Origin of the sequence: Lachnospira multipara ATCC 19207, from assembly GCF_000424105.1 — a bacterium.
Lineage (GTDB): Bacteria > Bacillota > Clostridia > Lachnospirales > Lachnospiraceae > Lachnospira > Lachnospira multipara.
Genome location: NZ_KE384131.1, coordinates 19,550 through 31,919 on the forward strand (window position 1 = coordinate 19,550; position 12,370 = coordinate 31,919).

Consider the following 12,370-nt stretch of genomic DNA (forward strand, 5'->3'; position numbering starts at 1 on the left):
ATATCCATTATCAATAAATCAATATAGCAATATTACGATATAATCCGCATAAATACTGTATTTCGGTATATATTCACGCATAAAATCAAACATCCACATCTCAATAACAAATAAATGTGTCGTATAGATGACAAAGATATTTAATACGTCAACATTATGACAAAGGTAAATATAATGACAAAGATATACACAATGGCAACATTATGACAAAGAAAAAAAGCATGCCAATAAAATGACATGCTTGATAGGTTACCATCTTGTTTCTATAAAACTGAAATCATTATTACCTTTATAATAGGCTTCGTGTATATGGGTTAGAGTATCATCAACATTATTAACCCAATAATTTTTGCTCTGTTTAAATTGATGTATATAGAAATCGTTTTCATTAAATTCTTTATCCTTAATCTTTTTAGAAGTTAGGAAAATAGTTTTTGTCATATTCAGGATCTTGTTATAAAAGACAAAATTTAAATCCCATAAGAAAATGTCAATTAAATAAGCTATTTTATATCCAATAACAAATAAGGCCTTAGCAATTAAAAGAGCAATAACAAAAAAACCAGTCATATAAAAATATAAGTAAGGCTCTAAATGCAAAAAATCATATAAAGTATAAGTTCGACTAATAAAATAAATAAAACATATCAGGGTAATAATAAAAGTCGAAAATAAATAACTAGAGAATTTAATTACAGCTCCAATAGAGTGAATCAATGTACAAAAGATATTGGTTGCAAATTGTAATATATATTCCACGATTATCAAAATCCAATATCCTATAAATTTAAAAGTATTAACAATTTTATTCAAGCGTGAACCACCTTTCGTATTCTTTTCATAACAAATATTAAAGATGAAAAATAATCTTATATATTTATATTGAGAAAAAAGGTAGGTGAAAAAATGGTTTGAAGAAAGTAACAAAAACAGAAGAGATAAACGAAGTACCAAAGAAAATATTGATTACATTAAAAAACGGTCAAAATATAGCGACAAAATGGTTTGAAGATAATGAGACAGAATTTATCAGTTCTGAAATGACTGCAAAAGAGAACCAAGAATATGAATTAATCTTAAGACAAAAACATATAGATAAAAGTGAAGTCGAAAATTGGAGAATTATAAAAAAGAGAAGTGCTGAAAATATATATGTAACTAAACATGGATACAAACGATTAAGAGAAAGAAATGGTTGGAATAAAAAGACTGCCGATAGAATGTTGATTAAAATATATAATGACGGAATTGACTTAAAAGAAATATCTAATACATGTAAAGAATGGGCGATGGAAGTAGGAAGACAACATTCGGATAGTGATGTGTATAAAATTTATGGCGATAAGGTGTATGTATTTAAATATACAACGCTAATAACTACATTGTTTATTCCAGCTAATATTATAAAAAAAATAAAGAAAGGGTAATCTTTTATGACAAAAATATATTTTATTTCTGTTGTAGTACTTGTAATTGGAATGATGAGAGGAATAGCTTTAACTAGTTTTAAATATAGCGATTTAATCACAAAATATAAAAAGCAGCGCATTATAAAGAAAAATCTTATGCAATTCAAGGGAATGAAAAAGAAATGATAATTAATAGTCTTGTTAATTATGTTATATATATAATATCAGCATTAATTGGTTTTTATATACTAGGCAGATATGTAAATAGTAATATATTTATAAAAATACCAATTTATCTTTTAATAGCGACACCATTTACAAATTCATGGCTGCTCTCAATATTTCTTGGCTTAGAGGTAAACGCTGCATATTGTGATGATAAAAATGATTGTAACGTTTATGATATATGGCATATAATTACGGCAATAGCAATAATAATATATGCTATTATAAATTTTGATCCAGGTACAATAACAATAACAGATTTAATCCCAATTATATTTGTTATATTAACAATAACCACGAGAGGTTTTTCAGATACGATATTTATGTTATTATTTGCGATAGTCTGTTTGTTAGTCAGGATAGACTACATATGGGTAATTATAAGTTTCTTTATAGGATATTTATTGCAAGTAATAATTCAAATAAATTATTGTAAAGAAAACAAAATTGAATTAAAAAAACACCCGATGTTGCCATTTCTACCAGCATTATACGTTGGATGCAATATAGGAATAACAATATATGCATTAATAAGCTTAATTTCTTAAGAAAGGATTAATAGGGAAAAATTAGTATGGAAATAATTTTAGATAACAGTAAAAACAAAAGACAAGGTAATAGTACTATAATGGTTTGCCCTCGATGTAAAACAAAAATGTTATTTTCGGGTAAGGAATTATTAGAGTTATATAAATACGGATATAGACCAATATTTTGTTCAAGAAGATGTGAGAATGATTTTTAAAGGAGACATAATATGACAAAAGTATATATTTCTAATATAAAATCAGATATACATAAAGATGATGGTTGCCTCTTAATAGCGGAACTGGGTATACATGAGTTAATATGTGATAGAAGAATTGAAACGTCAAATAAAGTGAAAAAAAATGTTGTTTCGATACTTGATGCCATCGAATACGCAAGCGTCCTTAAACATGGCTATTATGTTGTGTATGATTAATTTTTTGTCCGATGTCATTAAATACAAGGTATTAAGTCGGAGTAATTCACAATGTAAACTCTTATATATTTATTGTAAACGATTATATAGGAGGACATATGATACATATTATTATCTTGTTTGCATGCACTGTGGCATTATTTATATCAGGTTATTTTTGTTTACTATATGCTAATGATTTATATATAAGCTCAGTTCCAGTTATATCAGCTTTTACATCAATTATCATGTTAGCAAATGCTGTTATTAACAAAAACAATATGGGAAATTTCGTATATTTTTCCAAAATAATCATAGGAATATATGTATTAATAATTTTATTTAAGCTGCAGCTAAATAAAAAGAAATCGTCATAGAGAAAAACATATGCTTTTGCGGAGCGGTATTGCAGAAATGCGATATGGCTCTATTTTTTTTATCTTGATGTTTATAAACTTATCTGCTACATAGTAAACAAGTGTTCTTTTCTTATATATTTGTATTAGAAACTAAAAATAATGCAATTTATACAAAAAGTATAATTTGTACAAATATCAATGAAAGGATATGCTTATGTATATAGACGATATAAAAAACATAGACGAAGGGCTTTATAAAGAGGAACTTGCTTGTGATTTGTTTGAAGATGTAGATTACGCTTTAAACATCAACAAAGGACACTTAGAAAGACATTTAGTAGATAAAAATGAAGCACTGGTAGAAGACTTAAAAAGAATAATAGAAGAAAATAAGATTGCAGGAACAGGCTCGTTTATAAACAGAGAAACAGCAATACAATCTATCCAGGACGGAATATATTATGATATTGATAATGTCGTAAATTGGATGATGAAGTCAAAAAACGAATTTGACAATGAAAACAAGTATTATATATACGAGAAAACAGTAGAATTAACAAAAGAAGGACCTAATGCTGAATATATAGGTACTGGAATGACAAGAGAACTTTCAATAGTAGAGAGTAGAGCAGTAAGGTTTATATTAGAACGAGATAGTAAAGGCGAATCAGGTTATAAGTTTTTCTTAAAAACAGCTTATCCAGATAATAGTAAAGAATATTCTAGAGTTATAGGAAAGCTTACTAAAGAATCAATATTAGAGAATGAATTATATGAATTTAAAAACGAATATCAAAAAGCAGCATTTATATATAATGATTTTAATAATACAAAAATTAATTTTTTCGAGAGAACGAGTGGCGATAAGACATTGGTATTGGAATATAAAGATAAAAACGATAAATATGTAGCATATATCCATGAAGATACAAAATCAGTAAAAATTTATAGAGACAATGGAAAGAAAAGGCCTATAAATTCTATTGATACTCCTACAAAATTTTTAGAAACAATTGATAAATGTGGCGATATGTTAGGAATAAAAAGAACTCTAAGCCTAGATGAAAGAATGGAAAAAGCAAAAAAGGAAAGCAAAACAACTAGCAAAAATATATCGAGAGCTTATAATTTCGACAGATAAGATATTAGATATTTTCCAAAAACGACTAAAAATTCATATATAATTATGATGTAAGAAACGGAGGTATTTTTATGAATAATGAATTAAATAAAGAAAAGTTAACTGCAAGTATTATTAATGTATTTGAGGATTTTTTAAACAATATAGGAATTGACATTCCAAATGACGAGAAATGTGATGCCACTATGGATGGAAAAGAATCAATAACAAACATTTATGGCAAGGATTATTCCGATTTGGAAAATAGTATCATGAATGTTTTAACATACTATGGTGTTTTACCAGAGCAAAACGTAGTTGAAAATACAAATATAAATACAGATAAAATTAAAGAACACAACAGAAGAAGAAAAGAAACAAACCTATTAAACAATGAGATTGTAATCAATAATCTATACATAACTAAATATCCTTCATTTGCTTTCAGGGACGTGGAAGAGAAATTAAGAGAAGCTGGAATTAAATATAGAGATGTTGCAGAAGAAGAACGAAATGCATTAAGCCAGGATTTTGTTTCCTCAGTTTCATATTGGGGACATGAATGGGGTTCTAATAGAGTTGCACTCATAGTAACAGAAGAATCAATACAGCAGTTAATAAAAGATATGCGATAAGTATTGCACAAATTGTACAATTTGTAATAATTATATAAAAAGAAAGCTGGTTTTGTAACCAGCTTTTTCACGTTCTTATTTATTAATAATTTGTATCGCTACTACCTTAGAATTGAGAAAAATGATATAATACAGTCAAGAAGATAAGGAGGTAAAATTATGGCTAATGCATATGATGTTGCGGATTTTTTTATCGATTTAGCAAAATATGATGAAAATGAAACAATCACAAATATGAGAATAAATAAATTACTTTATTTTTCACAGGCTTGGCATATGGTACGCCATAATACACCATTGTTTGACGAAGATTTCGAAGCATGGGATTATGGACCTGTTGTGCCATGTATTTATCAAAAATACAAAGACAATGGAAAGAATAATATTTGTACTATTAGCAAAGATTATTCATCTGATATATTTACCGATGATGAAATGGATACACTTTTAGATGTAGCTAAATATTACAAGCAATTTTCAACGCCAAATCTTGTCGAAAAGACGCATATGAAAGGTACTCCATGGGATTTAGCATATCAAAAAGGGAAAAATATTATTATAGATAAAATGTCCATTTGTTTATACTTTAAGAAAGAAATCCCTTTAGATAATTTTGCGATTCCGAAATACTTTTATGATACCGCATATTGCGGAAAAAGAAATGATGACGGAATTTTAATTTTACCAAAGGAATTTGACGAAGATGAATAACACACCTAAACAATGGGAAATATGGAGCGCAAAATTTGCATTCGAAGATGATCCGAACACGGTTAAAACAAGACCGATTTTAGTGCTTGAAAATAGAAAATTATATCCAATACTAGCGGCAAAAATTACAAGTCACCCATCTCGAAGTAACTATTTAGGTGAATACGAAATAAAAGAATGGAGAGAAATAGGTCTTAAATCGCCTTCAACGATTCGGTTGTCTAAAAGATTACATTTGCAAGAAGTAGATTTTAATAGAAAAATCGGAAGATTAAAACCTATTGATATAATTGGCGTTCAAGAAAAATTAAAAGAAATACTTTAATTTTTACAAAATAAAATCCACCCTTACCTTTTTTTGGTTTGGATGGATTTTTTTAGTTCTTATTTAATTAATAATTTGTATTGCTACTACTTTAGAATTCCAATCCTGCGCAGCATATGATACATCACCGTATCTTTTGAAAATATTAGTTGCTGCAGATGAAGAATCTATAATAAATTCTGTACAGCAGTTTGTCTTAATTGTATAGACATTATTAACATCAGTATCATTATCATCTTTTAAATCGCCCATCACAGCAGGTATAATTGTTCCATTTTCTAACATAATATCAAATTCATTGCCTATATTAAGCCCGAAGTAACTACCTATGGCGACTAAATATCTACCATTATACATTCTAATACCGAGATCTCCAGTATAAGAATTTAACTGAAGAGCATACTGGTCAGATGAAACGTTGTTAATCGTTTTATAATCCATATATGATTTGAACCCAGTATATGTTTCATATTCAGGTAAATAAATAGTTGTTATATTTAAAGGTAATTCTTCGGTTGTGTCATCATGACCATCATAAATAAAATCAGTATCCAAAACATCGTCTTCTATGGATGGCTCATTATTTTGCAAGTCACATACAAAAGAATTATAAATATTATGGTCAATCTCTTTTTTAGGAATAGTTTCTTCTTGATAAGAACAATTAAGAGTAGCTGCATAAGTAATAGTTGAAAAGGATATGATCTGCGATAAAAGAGTCGTTAAACTTAAAACAACAGACAAAATTTTTCTAACACTATTCATATTTTTTATTGCGATGCCCCTATATAAGAGTACAAGGTATATTTATAAATATTCATATAACTCTTATATAGATGTTCTCTTTATATTTCAAAATTAGTTAATAAATGGGCTGACTAACTGCATCTCCTTATCTTAATTTAAATATTAAAAATACCTTGATTTTAATTACCAGTCATTTATTTATTAACGTAACGTATTTTGTTAAGAACTTATTCTCCTTTCAATATAAATATTCACTATAAATATACAAGAATAAATAGAAACAATTCTCATATAAAAATCTTACATATTTGTTATGTAAACGTATTAAAACAAGAAAGGAGAAATATAAATGAATAATATTTTTAAGTTTACACTATGTCTTCTAATTATAGTCATTGTTATTAATTCAAATAATAATGTAAAACCTACTAATCAAGAAGAAACGATAATGAATGAAGAAACTTCTACAATAATAGAAGTTAGTGGGTTAGAAGATGCCTTGTCAGATGAAGAAGCTCAGTTAGATTATGAAAAATTAAATGAGCAATGTCTTAATGAAGGTGTGAGTTTCCTAGAAATCAATAATAACACACCATATTTCTTATCAGAAGAAATTCCAAGCGAAGTTTTTGAAGAATATAAAGAGCTTGATACATATGGAAGATGTCAAGCAGCAAGAGCTTTAATTGGAAAGGAATTAATGCCTACAGAAGAAAGAGGAGCAATTGGCCAGATAAAACCATCTGGATGGCATACTGTTAAATACAATGGGATTGTAGATGGTAATTATCTATATAATAGATGTCATTTAATTGCCTATTGTCTTACAGGTGAAAATGCAAATGAAAAGAACCTTATAACAGGAACTAGATATTTAAATGTAGAAGGAATGTTGCCCTTTGAAACTATGATTGCAAAATATATGGATACACATGAAGAGAATCATGTTTACTACAGGGTTACTCCTATATTTTTAAATGATAACCTTGTTGCAACAGGGGTTATACTAGAAGCTTATTCAGTTGAAGATGGTGGTTCAGGTATATCTTTTTGTGTATATTGTCCTAACATTCAGCCAGGCATACTTATTGATTACAAAACAGGCGAAAGCACAGCGAATAATTAGAAGAAAGAAGGAAAAAAATGAAAGATTTAGGTATTTATATGATAGACTTAAAAGAATTTGTTGGAAGTGTCGTAGACCAATTAGAGGATTTTTTGGATGCATATGATATTAGGATAGATAATAAAGACCGTGATGTTCAAGATCCATGTGCTGCAATTATTTACGGTGAGGATTATGATTATTTTTCAGATATTATCATTTCTGGTTTGAAGAAATACCATTATTTTGAACTCACACATGATGAAGCAAAACATGAAGCAACTGAAATTGTGTTTGCGTTATTAAGTCTATTAATGCAAAAAGGACATGTCCCTGATATTGAATATGACTTTAATGAATTAGTCGATACGATAAAAAATACTTACGAACAGTGGGGATTGGTATCAAGGCAAAAAGAGGAATATAAAAAAATAGACGATAAGCTTGCAAAGTATATCCATGAATATAAAATGATGGAAGAGATTAAGCAAGATATAATGAATATCGTAACTATAGATCCTAAAAAATTTCCTAAATATAAAACTCGTCAGAGGATTGCAGAAAAATGTGCTAGGGACTATGTAATAGGATGCGAATATGATTCTGATAAGTCATATTGGGGAAATCTGGAAGCTCTTAAAGAAGAAAATGAAAAATTTTTCTTAAATCATCCTGAATACGAATAAACAAGTACAACAAATATATTCATTAAAATGGCTGTTATTTAATATGCAGCCATTTTCTTTTCGCAAATTCTTATATATTTGTTATATAAAAACAAATTATAAGGGAGACATATAAAATGATAAGTAGTTTTGATTTTGTGAGTGAAAGAGTAGAAAGTGTATTACAGGAGTGCAGTAATTTATTGCGTAGTATTAAGACAGTAAGTGATATTAAAAGATTAATGTATAACCGAAATGTCGTGAATACAAATCGCATTTCTATTTCTGTAGGCAATGGACTTAGAAAAATTACGGAATTTGATGATATTGATGATTTACCAGATACCGAAATCAATAGTGTTGTTATTGACCGTTATAGAATCGGTGATATAGTAGTAATTAATCCAGCTAGAATAGGTAACGAATTATATCTTGAAAACGTATATATTGCTAATTCCACATCTATTAACAATGCAATTGCAAATAGTGGATTTGCGGTCTGCTAAATTTACTTAATCATTTTAAAAGCTTGTGTTAATAATTAACATAAGCTTTTTTCTTATATATTTAATATGGATTTTATAAAAAGGAGAAAGAAAACTATGGGAAATATGACAACTAAAGATTTCAAGTATTTTGTACAATTAATAACAAAAGAGATTGATAAATGTGAGACGATAGAAGAAGTCCACGAACTCAATAAGAAAATTAGAGTCGACTCTCCAGGATTTATTAATGACATACTTGGGAATTATTTAGATATTTAACCAAACAGTCATAAAGCACTTGCTACATTTGTAGTGAGTGCTTTTTTTTAAAAATAACATAAGCGAATTTCTTATATATTTAGATTGTAAACAAATTAAAAGGAGTATAAAACAGGAGGAATATATAATGAAATACTCAATTCAAGATTTATTATTTAAACACACAAGCGAAATTAGAACTATCAGTGAACGCACAAATTCAAGTGTTGTAACAATGAATCCGACATGCGCAGTTAGAAGAACATCTAATTACAAGGTCGCAAAAATTAATTATGCTGCTAAGTTGTTCGATTGGATTTATGAGAATAGACTATCAGTTTATCGCAATGTCAAATCTGCTAAAGATGGCTATGAGTATATTATTGATGTTAAGGATAAGGCGATTTTTTATGTCACAGATAATTTTATTAGATATGCAAGCAGAAGTGCTACAATGCATCCTACACATAGCGTAGTTGCTTATGCGTTATATGACACATTTGAAAATCCGCTTAAAATGGAAGCTGAAATAATAGACGAAAGAATAAAAATGTTAAAAAACGTAGATAAGGAAAGTGCCGCTATTTTTTCAGAAAATTTTTATTATTCACTTTTACCATATAATAGATTAGAAGAATTAGATATATCTGAAGTAGATCAAGAAGAAATTTTTAGATATATGTCAACTAATAACTTCGCTAGAGTGGAAGAGTGCCAGGGAATTGAATTTAGCGGAAATGCATTAGATTCACATATAAAAAAGACTACTGCTAAAAAACCAAAAACAAGTAAGAAAAAGGAAGCTTCTTTTTTAGATGAACTAAAAGCAGGCAAGTATAGAATTAATTATGCATGGGATAGCAGAATTGCTAACAAAGTAATTAAGCCAGAGTTTCTTGATACATTTGAAATTACTGAGGAGTTTAAGGAAATCGTAAAGAAAATCAAATTCCATTCAGATAAGATTTTAGAAAGAATGGATATGGGATGTGTTGGTGCAGAAGCAATTGGAAAAGACGCAATGAACATTCTTATTGTTGGAAAGCCTGGTACTGGTAAAACAACACTTTGTTATGCTCTATCAGCTGCTACAAGAATTCCAGTTTGTTCTACTGCATGGAGTAAGCATTCTGATGAAGATGAAGTAGAAGGTAAGACAAAAATTGTTAATGGAAAGCCAGAATTTGTTGAAACAGATAGTTTATTATTCCATCAATTCGGAGGAATCAATATAAATGAAGAAATAAATTTGGCAGATCCATCTGTAACAATGGGCGTTTATGGTCAGCAGTTAGAGTATCCATATATCGTTAAGAGAAATGGATATGAAACAATTGTGAGACACCCTCTTAATATCCAAATTGCTGCAATGAATGTTGGTACAAATGGTTCATTACCATTAAATCAGGCATTAGCAAACAGATTTAAGACAACATTTATCCTAGATGACCCGACAAAAGAAACATTTATTAATATCTTAATTAAGTCATCTGGTAAGGATAAGGATGTATGTGAGTATGTACAAAATGCATATGAACGAATTGTAAATTATCTAATGTCGCCATCAGTTAATGAGGAAGAATTGGTAAATAATTTATCAATTAGAACATGTCTTGGAGCAATCACAAATATGGAAGAAGGTCAATCTCCTAAGAGAGCATTAATCAATTCTTTAGTAGGAGCAATAGCTGTTGTTGACCTTGAACTTGCAAGAAAGATTCAAAATGAAATAATTGATTTATTACCAGAGCCTAAATTTGTTTTTTAAGTAACAAGCATAGAAGGAGAAATAAAGAAAGGAAACGTAAATATGATACAAACAACAAAAATTGCAAAGAATTTAGTTGGAGTAACCTATAATGCAAAGGAAATATTGCTTCGAGAGAGTGGTAAAGAACATTTTGGTTACGAAAAACCTGTTGTTACGGTTAAGCCTACCCGCATCGTCATAAACATGGCCGTTGCTGAAAAATTTGGGTTAACTGTCGAAATAATATAGAAGGAGAAATAAAATGAAAAAAATTGAATTTTCATCAACATGTTACGCAACTGCTGTTCAGTCTTTAAAAGTCTCAGATGAAGTTTACGAAGAACTTATGAAAAATCCAGATAAAAAGTTATCGTATATTAGAGATAATTTAGGCCAGGCTAATGTGGAAGACATATACTTCCTCTCTGATTTAGATGATGTATACGAAGCTGTAACGGAAGACAATCTTTAAAAAAAATGTTTTTGAATGTTGTTATATAAAAAAATGCTCTCGACTTATATAGTCGAGGGCTTTTCTATACTTATATATATCCTATTATTTATTGTGAATGCAAATTTCTTTCATATTTATTATGTATTTCAATTTAATGGAGTTGTAATTTAGCTAATAGGACAATAAAAATGAAGAATTTCAATGAATTAACTCTTACAGATGATTTTATGTTCTCAAAAGTAATGAGAAAAAAGGATATCTGCAAAGAGTTTCTAGAACTTATCCTGGATAAGAAGATAGAAAAAATAGAATATATTGAAGCTGAAAAAACGCTCAATATAGACTACGATAAACGTGGTGTCCGTCTTGATGTTTATCTTCAAGACGAAACTACAGTTTATAATATTGAAATGCAGACATCCAATTTTGCAAATATTCCTAAACGCTCACGATTTTACCAGAGCGTGATGGATGTGTCAAGTTTAGGCAAAGCGCAAAATTTTGACGATCTAAAAGAAAGTTACGTCATTTTTGTTTGCACAAAAGATTTATTTGGATACAATGCACCTATATATGAATTTGTCACATATAATAAAAAACATGGTATAATATATGGGGATGAAGTTCATAAGGTAATTGTAAATACAAATGCAGAAATATCTAATGAAACAAAGTTGGGTAAGTTTATTAATTACTTAAAAAACAATGAAGTTTCAGATGATTTTACTTCATCTATTGATGATACTATTAACGAAATAAAGTTAGATAGTGAAATGAGAGGTGAGTATATGGTCTTGGAAGCAAAAATGATGGATGCAAAACGAGAAGGCATTGTTATAGCATATGCAGATCAAATCAGAGCTATTACGGAAAGAGAAGGCATTTCAATAGACGAAGCGTTAATAAAGTTATATATTCCAGAAAAATATTGGGATGCTGTAAAAAAAGAGCTTTTAAATGAATAATAAAGTTTAAAACTCTTTTTAAAAATAATCCATTATAGAAATACAAAAATATAAAATGAAAGGTATTAGCTAAATTAAAAGGAAAGTCGGCTAGAGAAATCTAGTCGGCTTTTTTAATAACTTAATACAAGATTTCTTCTATATTTACTTCATAAATATTATTAATCGGAGGTTTATTATGGAAAGAGTTAAAAGAAAATTAGAATTAACA

17 protein-coding genes are annotated in these 12,370 nt (G+C 28.6%); 15 read left to right on the top strand and 2 right to left on the bottom strand.

Going from position 1 to position 12,370, the window contains the following annotated elements; translation table 11 throughout:
• Positions 1 to 249 precede the first annotated feature (249 nt).
• Complete coding sequence (locus G600_RS0113135) at positions 250 to 813, bottom strand: hypothetical protein (protein WP_027432295.1); 564 nt, start codon at positions 811 to 813, stop codon at positions 250 to 252.
• Between the two features lie 98 nt (positions 814 to 911).
• Here G600_RS0113135 and G600_RS0113140 point away from each other — a divergent pair, with 98 nt between their 5' ends.
• The 7 genes from G600_RS0113140 (at position 912) to G600_RS14805 (ending at position 5,727) form a co-directional block, all read left to right on the top strand.
• Complete coding sequence (locus G600_RS0113140) at positions 912 to 1,427, top strand: hypothetical protein (RefSeq protein WP_027432296.1); 516 nt, start codon at positions 912 to 914, stop codon at positions 1,425 to 1,427.
• Positions 1,428 to 1,591: 164 nt separating this feature from the next.
• Positions 1,592 to 2,182 carry a hypothetical protein gene (locus G600_RS0113150; protein WP_027432297.1) on the top strand — a complete coding sequence of 197 codons (591 nt, stop codon included), beginning with the start codon at positions 1,592 to 1,594 and terminating at the stop codon, positions 2,180 to 2,182.
• Between the two features lie 209 nt (positions 2,183 to 2,391).
• Positions 2,392 to 2,598, top strand: a complete 207-nt coding sequence (locus tag G600_RS0113155) for a hypothetical protein (protein WP_027432298.1) — start codon at positions 2,392 to 2,394, stop codon at positions 2,596 to 2,598.
• Between the two features lie 552 nt (positions 2,599 to 3,150).
• On the top strand, positions 3,151 to 4,077 hold the full coding sequence (locus G600_RS0113165) for an RNase A-like domain-containing protein (RefSeq protein WP_027432300.1): 927 nt from the start codon (positions 3,151 to 3,153) through the stop codon (positions 4,075 to 4,077).
• A 71-nt stretch (positions 4,078 to 4,148) separates the two neighbouring features.
• Complete coding sequence (locus G600_RS0113170) at positions 4,149 to 4,691, top strand: hypothetical protein (protein WP_027432301.1); 543 nt, start codon at positions 4,149 to 4,151, stop codon at positions 4,689 to 4,691.
• A gap of 159 nt (positions 4,692 to 4,850) precedes the next feature.
• Positions 4,851 to 5,402, top strand: a complete 552-nt coding sequence (locus tag G600_RS14800) for a Panacea domain-containing protein (RefSeq protein WP_034246620.1) — start codon at positions 4,851 to 4,853, stop codon at positions 5,400 to 5,402.
• A complete protein-coding gene (locus G600_RS14805; protein WP_034246622.1) occupies positions 5,395 to 5,727 on the top strand; it encodes a type II toxin-antitoxin system PemK/MazF family toxin in 333 nt (110 codons plus the stop codon). The genes G600_RS14800 and G600_RS14805 overlap by 8 nt, the downstream gene beginning before the upstream one ends.
• A gap of 63 nt (positions 5,728 to 5,790) precedes the next feature.
• On the opposite strand, the gene G600_RS15865 is transcribed toward G600_RS14805, so the two are convergent.
• Positions 5,791 to 6,168, bottom strand: coding sequence for a hypothetical protein (locus G600_RS15865; protein WP_162141507.1), 378 nt, complete (start codon positions 6,166 to 6,168; stop codon positions 5,791 to 5,793).
• A gap of 754 nt (positions 6,169 to 6,922) precedes the next feature.
• Here G600_RS15865 and G600_RS14810 point away from each other — a divergent pair.
• From G600_RS14810 to G600_RS14815, 8 genes are all read left to right on the top strand, one after another.
• Positions 6,923 to 7,600 carry a DNA/RNA non-specific endonuclease gene (locus tag G600_RS14810; protein ID WP_155885995.1) on the top strand — a complete coding sequence of 226 codons (678 nt, stop codon included), beginning with the start codon at positions 6,923 to 6,925 and terminating at the stop codon, positions 7,598 to 7,600.
• A 17-nt stretch (positions 7,601 to 7,617) separates the two neighbouring features.
• Positions 7,618 to 8,265 (top strand): hypothetical protein, encoded by a 648-nt coding sequence (locus tag G600_RS0113195; protein WP_027432303.1) that lies wholly within the window; start codon positions 7,618 to 7,620, stop codon positions 8,263 to 8,265.
• 182 nt (positions 8,266 to 8,447) lie between these two features.
• Positions 8,448 to 8,750 carry a hypothetical protein gene (locus G600_RS0113200; RefSeq protein WP_162141510.1) on the top strand — a complete coding sequence of 101 codons (303 nt, stop codon included), beginning with the start codon at positions 8,448 to 8,450 and terminating at the stop codon, positions 8,748 to 8,750.
• A 96-nt stretch (positions 8,751 to 8,846) separates the two neighbouring features.
• The gene (locus G600_RS15785; RefSeq protein ID WP_155885997.1) at positions 8,847 to 9,011 is read left to right on the top strand and encodes a hypothetical protein; all 165 of its coding nucleotides are present in this window, start codon (positions 8,847 to 8,849) and stop codon (positions 9,009 to 9,011) included.
• Positions 9,012 to 9,138: 127 nt separating this feature from the next.
• Entirely contained in the window at positions 9,139 to 10,758 is a 1,620-nt protein-coding gene (locus G600_RS0113210; protein WP_027432305.1) for an AAA family ATPase, read from the top strand.
• 42 nt (positions 10,759 to 10,800) lie between these two features.
• Entirely contained in the window at positions 10,801 to 10,989 is a 189-nt protein-coding gene (locus G600_RS0113215; protein ID WP_027432306.1) for a hypothetical protein, read from the top strand.
• A 13-nt stretch (positions 10,990 to 11,002) separates the two neighbouring features.
• Positions 11,003 to 11,212 carry a hypothetical protein gene (locus tag G600_RS0113220; RefSeq protein WP_027432307.1) on the top strand — a complete coding sequence of 70 codons (210 nt, stop codon included), beginning with the start codon at positions 11,003 to 11,005 and terminating at the stop codon, positions 11,210 to 11,212.
• Positions 11,213 to 11,382: 170 nt separating this feature from the next.
• Entirely contained in the window at positions 11,383 to 12,159 is a 777-nt protein-coding gene (locus G600_RS14815) for an Rpn family recombination-promoting nuclease/putative transposase (RefSeq protein ID WP_051195541.1), read from the top strand.
• Positions 12,160 to 12,370: the final 211 nt, after the last annotated feature.